A 15,129-nucleotide genomic window follows, 5' to 3' on the forward strand; every position below is an offset into this window, starting at 1 on the left:
GCCACCATCAAGCGCAATATCGCCCATGATTGAACCATCCGTGGTGCCGTCACCCAGCTGCAGAATGCCGCCGGAAACCGTCGTGCCGCCCGTATAGCTATTGGAAGCCGTCAGAACGAGCGTACCATTGCCCGCTTTGGTGAAAGCGCCTTTCGCCGCTCCGGCATTTTTGAAGACGCCGCTAAAGGTCGCAGTCTTGCTGCCATCAACAGAAATCGTCCCGCCACTGTTGGAAGTCAGAGTGATATCACGCGCTGAAATCATCGTGTTCGTGATCTTGAGCGTTCCACCGCTGAAGTTCAACCCACCAGACGCATCGCCAAGATTGCTGTCTGACGAAACCGACAATGTACCCGCGTTGATATTCGTACCACCCTTATAGAGGTTGGTGCCAGACAGAACCAGTGTGCCATCACCGAGCTTTGTCAGCGCACCGCCTGCTCCCAAGTTCTGATTGAGCGTGAACGTGTTGGACGTTTCGTCGATGTCAAATCCGCCGCCATCTGCGTCCCATTCAATGTTGCGGCTTGTAGTGTTCATATATGTCCCGGTGATCTTCAATATGCCGCCATCGAAACGCAATGCACCAGACGCTTCGCCAAGATTGTTGTCTGACGAAACCGACAATTTACCCGAATTGAAGTTGGTGCCACCTGTATAGGTATTATTCGCAGTCAGAACGGTCGTTCCAGTGCCTGCTTGCAAAACGCCGCCTGTGCCGGAAATAATACCGCGAAAGGAGATGGTGTCCATCCGGTTGAAGCCCAGCATACCGTTGTTCGTTGCATCCGTACCGGTATTCACACCGCCTTCAATACTGCCGGCTGTTCCACCATTGCCGATCTGCAGCACACCTTTTTTAATCATCCAATTCGCAGAGTTACCTGTCAACGACCAAACACTTGCGCCGTCTTTTATATTACTGGAAAATCCGCGATATTGTTCCGTACCAGATAACTCACTGGTTACATCAGCGGCGAATGTATCATTTAGGTCTCCGCCTAAGATGAATACGTTATTGGTACCATGCGCCACCACATCGCCGTTAATTTTCGAACCGGACTGAAGCTCAAGCGAATTGACACCGGAATCAAACCAAATGGCATAACCATCCGCACCGGCCATACCGTTGTTTTGCGAAGTCCCACCTTTACCTGCGGTAATTGTACCACTGTTGACTACATGAAGGGAATGCCCCATAATTCCGTTACCACCAGCGCCACCGTAACTTGTGGTAACTGTCCCAGCAGCTCCGCCATCCCCACCCATTATTATTCCGGCATTAGAGATAGTGGCAAGTGTCGCATATATTCCATATCCGCCTCTACCACCCCTACCGATCATGTACTGCCCTATTGGATTCGTTACTCCACCTGTGCCGGCGACTCCGCCATCCCCACCTTTTATTATTCCTGTATTGGAGATGGAGGTGCCTCCAATATATATTCCAGCTCCACCGTTACCGCCGAAACCATTTAGCCCACCAACATCACCTTGGGTATTCGTGTAACAGCACGAAAGAATCCCGCCTCCGTTACCACCTTTGCCGCCTTGAAGAACTCCAGCATTATCGATTAATTCGCCACCGGTATGAAAGTAAATAGCATGGCCACCATCACCACCACGACCTGCATCACCACCATAACCAATATTATCTATGGATGTATCGCCGCCATCTCCACCAGCCCCCCCCATTGCCACCAGTAACGTGAATGTCCTTATCATTTATAAGTTGAAGCGCTTTCATTGCAACAATACCATACCCACCAGCGCCCCCGCCCCCGCCGCCGCCAGCAAAGGCACTGTTTGAACTCGACATCATGGCAGGTGCGCCATAGATATTCCCTCCTTTACCACCGTTCCCCCCATTGCCAGCAACTAAATCTTGCTGATTTGTATAGTTCGTATTGACCGAATTTGCATTGGTACCTCCATTTCCTCCACCTCCTCCACCTCCACCTACAAAACGGGGTCCAGATGCCGCCCCATCTTGCCCCGCCAAACCGCCGCTATTAGCAATAACTGTAGATCCCAAACCCTGCGACGCTCGAGCATCAGCACCACGACCACCTGCACCACCGCCTGCCCCCCCACCTCCACCTCCAGATCCACCACTGCCTGACGCTTCACCATTCTTCCCATCTCCTCCTGCTTGATTGGGCGCACCACCAGCACCCGGCGCACCTGGATTACCTACTGCAGAACCGCCCCGCCCCCCTACTGACTGACTGAAAGTCGGGGTGACACACAGCAATGATTCAATGACAACGCCAAACAATAAAATGGAAAATACGTAACGCTTGCGATGTGATATATTAATCAATTTTACACCATTGAATTAGTGAAGATATAAACCTTGAATTACAACAGAATTGCGTATCTTTAAGTTTTATATAATTTAGTTCAACTAAAAATATAACTAACTAAATTAATACATATAAAAACGCATGTTATTATATTATATTTTAAATCAAATCTGTCAATAAAAATGAAATGTGCTTATATAAGTAAATTAATAAAATAAATTACATAATAAATTAGTTAATTATATATCTCCAATATTATTAAATATTCGAACTTTAAATTATGTTCTCATGGATCGTGATGAATTTTTGTCATGTGCAACAAGGATGAAAGCACTATGGATACCCTCCAATACTTCCAAAACCACGCATCTCATCAGAACAGAGCAACAGCAATCAAAAGCTCCGACCACAGGACGCGCGCGGCACTATGGGATCAACGAAAAGCCCTTGATGTCGTTGGCGACACGCAACCTCGCTCCATCCGGCACTCATAAAGATCGCTTCTGTTGAAACGGGCGTTGGCGCGCAGTCAGGTGATGAGCATCACGAAGTGATCGTCGCGGGCATGCCGAACCTGCATAGCCATGCGTTTCAATATGGCATGGCTGGCCTTGCTGAACGACGCGGCCCATCGGCTGACAGTTTCTGGAGCTGGCGCGAGATTATGTATAAGTTCGCGCTGACCATGACGCCGGAACAGGCGGAAGCGGTGGCCTTGCGGCTTTATGTCGATATGTTGGAAGCCGGATTTACGCGCGTTGGCGAGTTTCATTATCTGCATCATGATCGCGACGGTACGCCATATGGCAATATCTCGGAAATGGCGGGTCGCATTGTTGCGGCAGCGAAAAGCGCTGGCATCGGCCTGACCTTGTTGCCGGTGCTTTACGCGCATTCGACTTTTGGAGGTGCCCAACCCAATGAAGGCCAGCGCCGCTTTATCAATGATCAGCAGAGTTTCGCACGTTTGATTGAAGGTTGTCAGAAAGCCCTTTCTGGCTTTGATTGTGCAGTGCTTGGCGTGGCGCCGCACAGTCTTCGTGCCGTCACCCCTGATGAGCTGACATTCGCAGCATCGCTTTTGCCCGAGGCGCCGGTGCATATTCACATTGCCGAGCAGGTCAAAGAGGTTGAGGACTGTATTGCGTGGTCGGGCCAAAGGCCTGTCGAGTGGCTGCTTGACCATCAGGAATTGTCGTCACGCTGGTGTCTCATTCACGCAACGCATATGAGTGATGCGGAAACCACTCGCATGGCTCAGGCTGGCGCGATTGCGGGTCTTTGCCCAGTCACGGAAGCCAATCTCGGTGATGGCACGTTCAATGCCACCGTGTTCGACGCCAATGGTGGCCGGTTCGGTGTTGGGTCTGATTCCAATGTGCTGATCGGTATTGGCGATGAGTTGCGGCAATATGAATATTCGCAGCGTTTGTTGCATCGTGCGCGTAATGTGCTCGCGAAAAACGAAGGCTCGACCGGCCGTGCGGTGTTTGATGGCGCGCTGACAGGCGGCAATATTGCTATGGGCCACGAAGGCGATGGCTTGAAACAGGGTGCTTCGGCGGATTTTGTATCGCTTGATGTTGCGCGTCTGCCCCATGCAAAAGGCGATGCAGTGCTTGATGGCTGGATTTTTGCCGGTCGTGCGCGTGCCTCTGATGTGTGGGTGCGCGGCGTGAAACAGGTGGAGGGCGGACATCACCGCTTGCGCGATGCGGCAGAGCGTGCTTTCCAGAAAGTGATTGGCGAATTGCTGGATTAATCAAAGGGAACAAAGTGCAGGACAATTTATCCAGACCAAGTGAAGCGACCATATCGCTGCATCAGCGTATTCTGGATGATATTGAAACGCGCATTATTTCCGGCGAATGGCAGCCCGGTCATCGCATCCCGTTTGAGCACGAACTGACCGCGTATTATAATTGCTCACGCATGACCGTGAACAAGGCGCTGACGCAGCTGGCAAAAGCCGGTCTGATTGAGCGCAAGCGCCGTTCGGGCAGCTTTGTTTCGTTCCCGCAATCGCAAGCCGCGATTCTTGAAATTCATGATATTCGCGATGAGGTTGCAGCGCTTGGGCAACCTTATCGTTTTGAACTGCTGAAACGAAGTGAGCGGCTGAGCGGCCCTGCCGATGCCCGCCATATCGACATACCGCGCCATACGCCATTGATAGAACTCGTCTGCCGTCATTATGCAGGGAAGCGGGTCTTTGCGCTGGAAGAACGCATCATCAGTCTTGATGCCGTGCCGAGTGCAGCCGATACCAATTTTGCAGAGCAATCACCCGGTCCGTGGCTTGTTGCCTGCGTGCCTTGGAGCAATGCGCAGCATTCCATCCGTGCGGTTGTCTCAACCGAAGAGAACGCGTCGATCCTTGGCGTGCCTGCCGGTTCGCCTTGTCTCGTTGTTGAGCGCCAGACATGGAATGCCGACCAGCCCGTGACGCATGTGCGCTTCACCTATCCGGGCGATAGTCATGCACTGGTGGCAAAATTTACCCCTTCGCAAAGTTGAATTTAACGACATTATGTAATTCTATTTGCATAAGGTCTATTTTCGGTGAATTTTATTTTGAAATTCAGAATAAAAATTGGGGTCGCTTTAGCATATTTCATCGCAATTTTTATCAAGTTAAAAGCAATCATATATTTAGATGCACTTATGCTGCGATTTTCGCAAAGACTTCGAATGGCGAGCGGCTGTCATTTGCGAACTGCTTCTTACCTGTGCCCATAGTTTCAGGATTGTGTTTATAATCTCCACTCCAGCCAGACTAGCTCCGCCTTTATAAATGACAATTTTAAGCGCAACGCCATCGCTTGCGAGGGCTTTCTTAAAGAAGCACCATGCAGTATCGGGGTTTCCGCATTTTGACAGCATGAACTCAAGCGTTTATCCGTCACGACCACCAGCCCCGCGGTTCAATTTGGCATGGTCAACGTTCATACCACGATCAGCCATCATTTCCTGAAGATCACGATAGGAACCAGGATCGCCAGCAGAAATGAGAAATTCGCGACAGAATAACAAAACCGACGGCACTACACGCTGTCCAGATTGGTTCTCAAGGCGGACACCGACTTTAACGGCACTCGATCGGGCAATGTCGACAAAGCTCGCCCCGGAAATACAAAAACTGATTGAGTAATTTGTTCAGGATGCTGACCTAATGGGCGCTGCTGCTGATCTCACGGTCAAATCCATCACGAGCTTCATCCTGCAAGGGTTGGGTACTGTAACAGGCGGAACCGGAGCGGCTTGCGCGGGGAATGCTTACCAGAATAATGATCTAGGACCTCATGATTTGGAAGCCTATAAAAGGCCCCAGTTGTTTGATCCCAAACTCCCTAAATTGTCATCTCGGCTTAGGAACCTCCATTATTCCGCTCAAAATATTTTTCCAAAGATCAACTAATTTTCGACCAGTAGCTATTTCTGGATCAAAGCCCTGGTGAACCGCTATACCGCGCAGGACGGACAAAATGAGATGTAGCTTTAGGGTATCAGTCTCGTTCTCCGGTTCGAAGCCTACTAACAGCGATATGCGAAGATCGCGTATATCAACCCATCGCTTCATCTCGTCACGCAACCGCTGACCCAATTCATTGTCCAAGCGCGCTGCCAGCATCAATTCAATGGCAGCAATGTAACGAGTATCCGAGAAAATCGTCACCCATAGAGCTTCTGTCAGTTCAGGCAGCGTGTATCTGGTTTCATTGGGGTCAGCACCAAACGGATCAGCTATTTCCCAATCCTCATGAAGCTGCCGTAAAGCTGAAACGAGCAAATCGTTACGCGAGGGAAACTGGTGTGTAAGTGCACCACGCGAAACCTTTGCCTTTTGAGCGATCAAAGTCGTCGAAATGAGCCCATGTCCAACTTCAGCAAGCGCTTCGAGTGTTGCTTGGCAGACTCGTGATCGCGTCGATGACGACCGCTCCGCCTGTGTTTTTCTTCGGGAGTTTGTCGAATTTCGGACTCTAATCGGTTTCACGGAGCGATTCATACGGCGATATCTCTATAAATGACAATGCTAAAATTGCTGCCTCGATATTAAGCGAACTGCATCAAAAATCAACACAGGCAACCACCTGTATCCATTAAAATATAAGCTAAAACAAACATATAAGCGATTTTTCAACATAAAAACAAGCTGTACTGTTTTTATCTGGACAAGGCAATATCTCTGTGCAAGGATGCTGCCAATATACTTACTGTATACAAGTGCTGAAATGGGCGCATAATGGGGAACGAACAATGACGAGTTTTGTGTTATTTGGCGGCCAGATACTTGATGTTGACAACGGCGCTCTCAAATCAGGCATGGAAGTACTGGTTGAAGGCGAGCGCATCGCAGCGGTTAGCGACCAGCCTATTGATGCTCCTGGCGCTCAGAGAATTGATCTGGCTGGCCGAACATTAATGCCAGGGCTTGTTGATGCACATGTCCACGTAGCTGCGACCCTTGTCGATCTCGCTGAAAATGCCGCCTTGCCGACATCCCTCATAGCTTTGCGCAGCGTTAAAATCATGCGCGATATGTTGATGCGCGGCTTCACAACACTCCGCGATCTGGCAGGCGCTGATCTCGGCCTGAAACTTGCTGTCGATGAGGGCACCGTCGAAGCCCCTCGCCTCATTATCTGTGGCAAAGCATTGAGCCAGACAGTCGGTCACGGCGATTATCGGAAACGTTACGACAATCGTCCGCTGCATGAAGCCAGACTTGGAAGTCTCGGACGGATTGCCGATGGCGTCGATGAAGTACGCCGCGCAGCACGCGAAGAAATCAAGAATGGTGCGCAATTCATCAAAATCATGGCCAATGGCGGCGTCGCCTCACCCAATGATCCTATTCACGTACTGCAATATTCACGCGAAGAAATCTGCGCCATCGTAGAAGAGGCTGAGAACTACGGACTTTATGTTGCCGCTCACACCTATTCAGATGCCTCCATTCGCCGTGCGGTCGAATGCGGTGTTAAATCGTTGGAGCATTGCAACCTTATAACACCTGAGACGGCGCGACTGGCAGCAGAGGCCGGCGCAATCGCTTGCCCAACGCTCGTTGCCTATGAAGGGCTGGCGATGGAAGGTGCAAGCTTCGGTTTGAGTGCAGATTCCCAATCCAAAATCGATACAGTCCGCCGTGGTGGATTGGAATCTCTCGCAATCATGCGTGATGCTGGTCTGCCGATGGCATTTGGCTCAGATTTGCTCGGGCAGCTTCATAAATATCAGTCGATGGAGTTTTCGCTGCGTACGAGCGTATTGACGAACCGCGAAGTGCTGCATTCAGCAACACGCGTTTCGGCAAAGCTCTGCGGCATGGAAGACGAAATCGGTGTTATCAAGCCGGGCGCCTATGCGGATCTTCTGATTGTGGATGGCAACCCACTCGAAGACATCACCACACTCGAAAGACATGATGAGTGCTTAACTGCCATCATGAAGGGCGGCGTTTTCCACAAGAACACTCTGGCGGAGTAAGTCGAATGGTCCGGGGCAATTCTCTCACAGAACGCCTGGGACGATTGGGAGCAGCAACAATAATAGCATTCAGCCTTTCGCTGATGCTTCTGCCCCTTGTGCTTGTGTTCTGGCTCTCAGTGATCTCGAACGAGATACTGTCATTACCGGTTGAAGGCTATTCACTCCACTGGTTTTCAGAAGCATTTCGCCAACCTCAGTTTCTGAGTGGGTTTCTGCTTTCAATAGCTGTTGCGAGTTTTGCGATGCTGGCCGGACTGCTGGTATCGGTTCCTGCGGCAATGGTGATTGTCCGGCGCAATTTTCGTGGCCGCAGTGCCTTGATCCAGCTTTTGATGTCACCTCTCACTGTGCCAGCCATCGTGATCGGTGCGGCACTCTATGTGACGGTCGTTGAAATCGAAATTGCGTCAGGTGCGCCGATTGTCGGCTCAACCGGTGTTTTCGTGGCAGGTCATGTCTTGCTGACAATCCCCTGGTGTATCCGTTTGCTTCTCGCTTCGCTTGAGGGCGTCAACATGTCGGTTGAGGAAGCCGCAGCTTCACTTGGTGCCAAACCATCAACAGTTGTCTGGCTGGTGACACTGCCACTTATAAAACCGGGAATATTTGCAGCGGCTGTGTTTTCCTTCGTGGTCAGCTTCGGCAATCTTGAGGTTTCCATCTTCCTCTCAGGTCCCGGACAGGTGACGCTTCCGGTTGCGATGATGCAGTATCTGGAATGGAAAATTGATCCGACAATCGCTGCGGTTTCTGTCCTGCAGGTGCTCTTTGTGGCGTTGATGCTCCTGATTTCCAATCGCTTTGTAAACATTTCGAGGATGGTCTGATGGCTGACGTTCAAATTCAGAAATTGACCAAAACCTATGGGGCTTTCAAGGCCGTATCCGACATGACCCTTGACGTTCATGAAGGTGAGTTCCTTATCTTTTTGGGTCCATCAGGCTGCGGGAAAACCACAACATTGCGCATGCTGGCTGGCTTCATTGAACCGGATGCGGGAACGATGCGCCTTGGAAACAGAGACATTACCTTTGAACCGCCGCATCGACGCAATATTGGCCTCGTATTTCAGAACTATGCACTTTTCCCGCATCTGAGCATCTTCGAGAATGTAGCCTTTGGCCTGCGCCGCAGGAAAGTCGCAGAACCAGAGCTGAAAAGCCGCGTTAAGCACGCCCTTGAGCTGGTTGATCTTGCGCACCTGATGGACCGATTACCAAAACAACTTTCAGGTGGGCAGCAACAGCGTGTCGCTATTGCCCGCGCTATCGCAATTCGGCCCGACATGCTGCTTCTTGATGAGCCCCTATCCAATCTGGATGCACGGTTGCGTCTGCAGGTGCGTGACGAGCTTCGCAGCCTTCAGAAGTCGCTTGGCATCACGACAATTATGGTCACTCACGATCAGGAAGAGGCCATGTCGGTCGGCGACCGGTTGGTGCTTATGCGTTCGGGGTTGATTGAACAGATCGGCGATGCAGAGCAGCTGTATAAGCAACCCGCAAACCGCTTCGTTGCAGATTTTATTGGCCGTGCAAATTTCCTGAAAGGCAAAGCAAGCAGTGACGGCAACTTTATCACCGATGGAGGCGTGCGGTTTCAAGCAGCACCAAGCTCTAAGATAGCATCCGAGGTGCTTATCCGACCGGAAGCTCTGCGATTGAGCAAAGCGCCTTTACCTTCCACACAAAACAGTCAGACAGTCATTATCAAAAAGCATGTGTTCTTGGGCGGCATGGTCGAGATTGATCTGATGCTCTCTGATGGGCAGCATTTGACGGCCGTTACATCGCCGCGTGAACTCAATGAAGTGGGCATCGTTCTTACTCCTGAAAATTCAATCTCAATGAGCATCGCGCCGGAGGATGTCGTGCTGCTTTAGTCATTCATTCCTGAACGAGGCGATAGACCTCCGGGAATGCTTCATCAACGATCAATAGGGGAATTATCATGACAAAAATAAGCAGACGCACTTTTGGAATTCTCTCCGGCAGCCTTGTGGCTTCAACCATGCTGCCTTCGTTTGCCAAGGCCGCAGGCCGCGCTGTTGTTGGCACCTGGGGTGGCGATTACCAAAACCTGCAACAAATCAATATAGCAGATGGGAACCTTAAAGGCAGCGGGATGCAGGTCATATATGACCCGGCAACCGATACTGTACGAAAGGCAAAACTTCTGGCAGAGCGGCGTTTGCCACGCGGATCGATGGACATTGCGTGTCTCACCCGTCAGGGCAGCTTTGAAATGTTCCAGAACGGAATTATTGAAGAGCTGGATGAAACGAAGGTCCCTAATCTGAGCAAGGTTCTGCCGTTCATTCGCACCAACTACTCCATTCCGCATATCTATACGGGTCGGGTTATTCTCTACAATCCGAAGCAGGTAAGTCCTGCGCCAACGTCCTATGCCGACTTGTGGGACCCGAAATATGCAGGTCGCGTCGGTGTCATCGATCTTCAATATCAGACGACAATTGAATCTGCTGCAATGATTGCGGGTGGCAGTGCGTCAGATTACGAGCCGGGCAAAGCCAAATTGCTCGAACTGAAAAAGCAGGGCGTGAAAATCTACCCTACCAATGAGGCGCTTGCACAGGCACTGAAATCCGGCGAAATCGTCATGTGTATCATGTGGAATGCACGCGGCTATATGTGGAAAAATGCTGGCATTGATATCGAAATTGCCATTCCAAAAGAAGGCATCGCGCTCTATCTTTCGGATATGGCAGTGCCTAAGAACGCACCGAACAAGCAAGCTGCATACCAGTACTTGAACGCCATGCTTGAACAAGCACCGCAAACCGCATTTGCTGAGCAGATGGGTTATGCGCCAACAAATGCTGATGTAACGCTCCCCGCCGAACTCGCGTCTGCTATAGACTACACTGCGGAACAGCGTGAACAATTCGTGCTACCTGATCTTGAATACGTTGCGAAAGCAGATGCCGATCTGCAAAACTGGTGGAACAAAGAGTTCAAAGCCTGATGATCGCCACAACCTGTCTGGTTGAAGCCAGACAGGTTCCGCTCCAGCTTTTCTGGTACAGCCATGCAAAAAACATCTATCTCCGCTGCCGCACTTCTCATGCCTGCGACAGGGCTGGTCCTTATCTTCATGGCCCTGCCGCTGCTCTATCTGTTGCGTTATAGCTTTAACGACTTCGTGCCTGGCGAGTTCATGGTGCAAGGCTTTACTCTGGCGAACTTTGCAACATTCTTTACCGACACATATTACCTGAAAGGCATGGGCACGACCGTGCTCATGGCAGGATCAGTTACTGCAGTTTGCGTCATACTCAGCCTGCCTCTGGCAAACTGGGTTTCGCGACAAAGCGGTCGCCTCAAAACCATACTTCTTATGGCAATCATCCTGCCCCTGTTTATCTCAAATGCTGTTCGAGCGGCAGGTTGGATGGTTGCATTCGGGCAGACGGGCGTGCTCAATTTTCTACTCATGAAGATCGGCATTATTTCTACGCCACTGACAATCATGCAGACACCGACGGCTGTCTTTATCGGTATCACAGCGGTCAATCTTCCGTATGTCGTCCTTACACTGCAAAGTGTTTTTGAGGGCCTCGACGAAAATATTGACTACGCCGCAGCAAGCCTCGGGGCATCACCCTTGCAGAGCTTTATGCTCGTGAGAATGCCACAAATTATGCCCGGTCTTCTCGCAGCTTCGGTGTTGTCATTCATTTTGACAATGAATGCTTATGCCACGCCGGTGCTTCTTGGCGGCCCATCGTTCCGCATGATGGCTCCCATGATCGTGACCGAAATATTGAACAAAGCGAACTGGCCACTCGGAGCTGCCCTCGCTTTCATTCTTCTAACCGTAACGGTCACAATATCAGTGCTCGCAGGACTCTTCATTCGCCGACGCTACTAGCTTCTGTGAACCCTTAAGATCTTCAGATCTTCAATTTTGTGCTTCAAGCTTCCTTTTGATGCGGCTCGAAGGTTTTGTCATCTCTGATAGCAGCTGTGTGACTATGAGAACTATTGCTTCCCGGCAGTATCCGGTATCGAAGCCGGGACTGTGAAGGACAATCGAGCGTTTCTGTAGGCAGCTCTCGGGAAGGTGCAGGTTGGTGGTCCTTGGCGCGACCTCCCAACGGGGATGGACGAATGGAACAGTGTGTTTCAACAGATTTCGAGGCTGTATCAGGTGCCACACCGGCTTTGAAGACATTCTGGTCGATGGTACGATCATCCGTGCTCACCAAAAAGCGAGTAGCGCAGAAGGGGGCCCCCTATCAGGCAACCGGTCGCTCAAAGAACGGATTGACCATCAGGATTCTGACCTTCACCGATGCGTTAGGTAATGTGTGGCACTTCAGGAAGACGGGTGTCAGCTAAAAAAAACTCATTGTATTTCGCTGCCATGATCGTCAAATTGCGCTAAATTTCCGCAGGCTCTAGAGAATTCTTATTTTGGAGGCGTAAAATGCCTCTGCATAAGCTTCCGCCGCGCGGCACTCCATGCCGCGCAGGCGGGCAAGCCCACGGAATGTTTCTGCGTCGAACCAGTCTTTAGAACGCTGGGTTCCAAAATGGTGCATCAGCAGTTCGATTTTCCGCCCCAGAACGCTGGCCGAAAGCGCAACATAGGTATTTGGGCGGCCCAAATCTCCATCCCATTTCGGAATTTCATATTCAAGGATCAGTTGATCACGGAAAATGTTCCAGGTGAGTTCATGGACGGTGCGGTGGTCCTGATGTGCATCCTGACTGTGATGTGTGAAGACAATATCGGGTTGGACCCGGTCGCGCTGCGCGATCAGCCATTCCTTGATCCCTCTGCTTTGTGCCGGAAAGTAACTGTCTTCAAACGTCGCCAAATGAATATTGCTGCTATGCGCTCCCAACAGAAAATCGCGTGCTGACTCACGCGCTTCCATGCGCCGCTCCTCGCCGCCTGATAGCACGCACCAGTCAATATGCAGCGCCATTCCCATTGCGATCAGGCTGAGAAGCGTCCCGCCGCATCCAATCTCAATATCGTCGGAATGCGCGCCAAGACAGAGAATGTTAAGCGGCCTGCCGAGATTTTTGAGAGAGGCAAAATCGATCATAATGCTATCGCGATGTTGGCTGCACACCGTTCCGTCTTATGTTTCTTCCATGGCATATCGCCTTTTTCGACCATATCTTCGAGCGTCTGCCAGTCGCGCAATGTATCCATGGAACGCCAGAAACCTTCATATTTATAAGCCATAAGCTGGTTATCAGCGATCAAACGGCTGAAGGGTTCAAGAACCAGTTCCTCTCCTTCGCGCATGTAATCGAATATCTCTTTGCGAAACAGAAAATAGCCGCCATTGATCCAGATGTCGGAGGTGTTGGACGTCCTGAAAGCCCGCACATCGCCACCCGCTGCGATATCCGCAAGATGATAGGTTAGAGGTGGGCGGACGGCCAGAAAGCAGGCAATTTTCCCGCTGTTGCGAAAGCGCTCAGTCATATCATCAAGATCGACATCACTGAGGCCATCGCTGTAATTGGCAAGAAAAATGTCCTCGCGCTCAACATGAGACCGCGCACTCCACAAGCGTTCTCCGATATTGCGCCATATCCCTGTATCAAGCAGCGTGACGCTCCAGTCACGGTCAACTTCTTCAAGCAAACGCACATTGCGCCCACCATCCGACACCACGCAATCAGCGAATGTCTGCGGCCGGATGTTGAGGAAGAAATCTTTCACCACATTCGCTTTATAGCCAAGGCACAACACGAAATCATTGTGACCATAATCCGAGTAATATTCCATGACGTGATGAAGGATCGGCTGGTGACCAAGTGGGATCATCGGCTTGGGAACATTTTCGGAATACTCCCGTATTCTGGTGCCAAGACCGCCACAGAACAGAACGACTTTCATGACTTAGCGCTCCTCTGAAAATAATGCCGGATCAATCAGCGTGACATGCGGGATCGGAATGATGAACTTGCTGCCCCACTCAACCACGTGCTGCATCTGGCGGATAATCTCGTCTTTGAAGTTCCATGGCAGGATCAGAATGTAATCAGGCTTATAGCTGTCGATCATCGCGGTGTCGTAAATCGGGATATGCATACCCGGCGTGAAGCGGCCATGTTTGTAAGGGTTGCGATCCACTGTAAAATCGAGAAAATCGGTACCGATCCCGCAATAATTGAGCAATGTATTGCCCTTACCCGGCGCGCCATAGCCGCAGATACGTTTGCCCGAATTTTTGGCTGCAATCAGGAAAGACAGCAGATCCCGCTTTGTCCGCCGCGTCTTTTCCGCAAACTGTTCGTAGGTAGAAATCTCGTTGATGCCAAAGGAAAGCTCGCGTTTTAAAAGCGCTGCAACGCGCGGACCGGCCTTTCGCTTGCTGGTATTATGGGCGAGATAAACGCGCAACGATCCACCATGTGTTGGCAATTCATCCACGTCGATCACCTTGAGATGATGGCGGTGCGCCATATAGCGGATGGTCAGCAGCGAAAAATACGAGAAATGCTCGTGATAAATCGTATCAAACTGGTTGTATTCGATCAGATTGGTGAGATGCGGGAACTCTAGCGTGATCACACCTTCAGGTTTGAGCAGAAGCTGCATTCCACGCACGAAATCATTCAGGTCCGGCACCTGTGCCAGCACATTGTTACCGATGATCAGATCGGCCTTATCGCCCTCACTGACCATACGCGAAGCAAGAGCGGAGCCAAAGAAATCCACCCGCGTCGGCACGCCTTTTGAGACGGCCGCTTTGGCCACATTGGCCGCAGGCTCGATGCCTAAAATCGGAATGGCTTTGGGTAAAAAATGCTGCAGCAGATAGCCATCATTGCTTGCAATCTCCACAACGAAACTGTTGCTGTTGAGGCCAAGTTTTTCGGTAATTTCATCGCAGTAGATTTTCGCGTGATTGACCCAGCTCGTGGCAAAAGACGAGAAATAGGCATATTCGGTGAAAATCTCCGCCGGACAAAAAAATATTCTTTTAACTGCACCAGATAACAATGGTCGCACACATAGGCTTTCAGCGGATAATAAGGCTCCATATGATCAAGCTGGTCCGCAGTGATGAAACTCTCACATGGCGGCGACATACCAAGATCGACAAATGTGTGTTTGAGCAGCGTTCCGCACAAACGACAGCCTGCCTGTTCCTTGGCCATGCCTGCACTCCGCAATATGCCCGGCGTCTGGATGGTCATATGATACACCTCGTCCTGCCCGGCCCCTGGTTGGGTATGTTGGTCTGAAATCCGATCCATGCCGGATGTGTAAAACTATCCAGTGCCCTTGAACTTTCCGAGACTGTCAACAGGGGCGACCCGTATATACGATCGGG

General features: G+C 50.8%; 13 protein-coding genes and 2 pseudogenes. 9 read left to right on the plus strand and 6 right to left on the minus strand.

From position 1 onward, the window contains the following. Together ABE530_RS16515 and ABE530_RS16520 are read right to left on the minus strand one after the other, a co-directional pair. Nucleotides 1–1,269: autotransporter-associated beta strand repeat-containing protein (locus ABE530_RS16515; protein ID WP_499695233.1), on the minus strand; the 1,269-nt coding region annotated here is incomplete at its 3' end. Between the two features lie 690 nt (nucleotides 1,270–1,959). Further along, the gene (locus tag ABE530_RS16520; protein ID WP_265985859.1) at nucleotides 1,960–2,133 is read right to left on the minus strand and encodes a hypothetical protein; all 174 of its coding nucleotides are present in this window, start codon (nucleotides 2,131–2,133) and stop codon (nucleotides 1,960–1,962) included. 669 nt (nucleotides 2,134–2,802) lie between these two features. Here ABE530_RS16520 and ABE530_RS16525 point away from each other — a divergent pair. After that, nucleotides 2,803–4,068, plus strand: a pseudogene (locus ABE530_RS16525) (formimidoylglutamate deiminase); the annotation flags it as partial. A gap of 14 nt (nucleotides 4,069–4,082) precedes the next feature. Beyond that, nucleotides 4,083–4,823, plus strand: a complete 741-nt coding sequence (hutC, locus tag ABE530_RS16530) for a histidine utilization transcriptional repressor HutC (RefSeq protein ID WP_499695234.1) — start codon at nucleotides 4,083–4,085, stop codon at nucleotides 4,821–4,823. An 841-nt stretch (nucleotides 4,824–5,664) separates the two neighbouring features. On the opposite strand, the gene ABE530_RS16535 is transcribed toward hutC, so the two are convergent. Then, nucleotides 5,665–6,315 (minus strand): TetR/AcrR family transcriptional regulator, encoded by a 651-nt coding sequence (locus tag ABE530_RS16535; protein ID WP_499695235.1) that lies wholly within the window; start codon nucleotides 6,313–6,315, stop codon nucleotides 5,665–5,667. A 251-nt stretch (nucleotides 6,316–6,566) separates the two neighbouring features. On the opposite strand from ABE530_RS16535, the gene ABE530_RS16540 reads away from it, so the two are divergent. The 6 genes from ABE530_RS16540 to ABE530_RS16565 all read left to right on the plus strand — a co-directional run bounded on the left by ABE530_RS16540 (nucleotide 6,567) and on the right by ABE530_RS16565 (nucleotide 12,163). After that, complete coding sequence (locus ABE530_RS16540; RefSeq protein ID WP_499695236.1) at nucleotides 6,567–7,799, plus strand: metal-dependent hydrolase family protein; 1,233 nt, start codon at nucleotides 6,567–6,569, stop codon at nucleotides 7,797–7,799. 5 nt (nucleotides 7,800–7,804) lie between these two features. Continuing rightward, nucleotides 7,805–8,629: an ABC transporter permease gene (locus ABE530_RS16545; RefSeq protein ID WP_499695237.1), complete on the plus strand. Its 825-nt coding sequence runs from the start codon at nucleotides 7,805–7,807 to the stop codon at nucleotides 8,627–8,629. Then, on the plus strand, nucleotides 8,629–9,684 hold the full coding sequence (locus tag ABE530_RS16550; protein WP_499695238.1) for an ABC transporter ATP-binding protein: 1,056 nt from the start codon (nucleotides 8,629–8,631) through the stop codon (nucleotides 9,682–9,684). The genes ABE530_RS16545 and ABE530_RS16550 overlap by 1 nt, the downstream gene beginning before the upstream one ends. A gap of 68 nt (nucleotides 9,685–9,752) precedes the next feature. Further along, nucleotides 9,753–10,787 carry an ABC transporter substrate-binding protein gene (locus ABE530_RS16555; protein ID WP_499695239.1) on the plus strand — a complete coding sequence of 345 codons (1,035 nt, stop codon included), beginning with the start codon at nucleotides 9,753–9,755 and terminating at the stop codon, nucleotides 10,785–10,787. Nucleotides 10,788–10,850: 63 nt separating this feature from the next. Further along, nucleotides 10,851–11,693 carry an ABC transporter permease gene (locus ABE530_RS16560; RefSeq protein WP_499695240.1) on the plus strand — a complete coding sequence of 281 codons (843 nt, stop codon included), beginning with the start codon at nucleotides 10,851–10,853 and terminating at the stop codon, nucleotides 11,691–11,693. Nucleotides 11,694–11,932: 239 nt separating this feature from the next. Next, nucleotides 11,933–12,163, plus strand: a complete 231-nt coding sequence (locus tag ABE530_RS16565) for a hypothetical protein (protein WP_499695241.1) — start codon at nucleotides 11,933–11,935, stop codon at nucleotides 12,161–12,163. A gap of 59 nt (nucleotides 12,164–12,222) precedes the next feature. On the opposite strand, the gene ABE530_RS16570 is transcribed toward ABE530_RS16565, so the two are convergent. From ABE530_RS16570 to ABE530_RS16580, 3 genes and pseudogenes are all read right to left on the minus strand, one after another. Further along, nucleotides 12,223–12,879 carry a PIG-L deacetylase family protein gene (locus tag ABE530_RS16570; RefSeq protein ID WP_499695242.1) on the minus strand — a complete coding sequence of 219 codons (657 nt, stop codon included), beginning with the start codon at nucleotides 12,877–12,879 and terminating at the stop codon, nucleotides 12,223–12,225. After that, nucleotides 12,876–13,685 carry a sugar phosphate nucleotidyltransferase gene (locus tag ABE530_RS16575; protein ID WP_499695243.1) on the minus strand — a complete coding sequence of 270 codons (810 nt, stop codon included), beginning with the start codon at nucleotides 13,683–13,685 and terminating at the stop codon, nucleotides 12,876–12,878. Before ABE530_RS16575 ends, ABE530_RS16570 begins: the two co-directional genes overlap by 4 nt. A 3-nt stretch (nucleotides 13,686–13,688) precedes the next feature. Continuing rightward, nucleotides 13,689–14,884 (minus strand): annotated as a pseudogene (locus ABE530_RS16580) (methyltransferase domain-containing protein). Here ABE530_RS16580 and ABE530_RS16585 point away from each other — a divergent pair. After that, nucleotides 14,837–15,040, plus strand: a complete 204-nt coding sequence (locus ABE530_RS16585) for a hypothetical protein (RefSeq protein ID WP_499695273.1) — start codon at nucleotides 14,837–14,839, stop codon at nucleotides 15,038–15,040. The pseudogene ABE530_RS16580 and the gene ABE530_RS16585 sit on opposite strands and share 48 nt — an antisense overlap. The last annotated feature ends 89 nt before the right edge of the window (nucleotides 15,041–15,129 follow it).

Origin of the sequence: Brucella sp. TWI559 (genome assembly GCF_039674265.1) — a bacterium.
Classification (GTDB): Bacteria; Pseudomonadota; Alphaproteobacteria; order Rhizobiales; family Rhizobiaceae; genus Brucella; species Brucella chromiisoli.

Coding starts and splice junctions, on each gene's coding strand:
- ABE530_RS16585 (WP_499695273.1), top strand. CDS start 14,837: ATGATCAAGCTGGTCCGCAGTGATGAAACTCTCACATGGCGGCGACAT.
- ABE530_RS16550 (WP_499695238.1), top strand. CDS start 8,629: ATGGCTGACGTTCAAATTCAGAAATTGACCAAAACCTATGGGGCTTTC.
- ABE530_RS16535 (WP_499695235.1), bottom strand. CDS start 6,315: ATGAATCGCTCCGTGAAACCGATTAGAGTCCGAAATTCGACAAACTCC.
- ABE530_RS16570 (WP_499695242.1), bottom strand. CDS start 12,879: ATGATCGATTTTGCCTCTCTCAAAAATCTCGGCAGGCCGCTTAACATT.
- ABE530_RS16520 (WP_265985859.1), bottom strand. CDS start 2,133: ATGGTGAAGCGTCAGGCAGTGGTGGATCTGGAGGTGGAGGTGGGGGGG.
- ABE530_RS16540 (WP_499695236.1), top strand. CDS start 6,567: ATGACGAGTTTTGTGTTATTTGGCGGCCAGATACTTGATGTTGACAAC.
- ABE530_RS16575 (WP_499695243.1), bottom strand. CDS start 13,685: ATGAAAGTCGTTCTGTTCTGTGGCGGTCTTGGCACCAGAATACGGGAG.
- ABE530_RS16555 (WP_499695239.1), top strand. CDS start 9,753: ATGACAAAAATAAGCAGACGCACTTTTGGAATTCTCTCCGGCAGCCTT.
- ABE530_RS16560 (WP_499695240.1), top strand. CDS start 10,851: ATGCAAAAAACATCTATCTCCGCTGCCGCACTTCTCATGCCTGCGACA.
- ABE530_RS16565 (WP_499695241.1), top strand. CDS start 11,933: ATGGAACAGTGTGTTTCAACAGATTTCGAGGCTGTATCAGGTGCCACA.
- ABE530_RS16545 (WP_499695237.1), top strand. CDS start 7,805: ATGGTCCGGGGCAATTCTCTCACAGAACGCCTGGGACGATTGGGAGCA.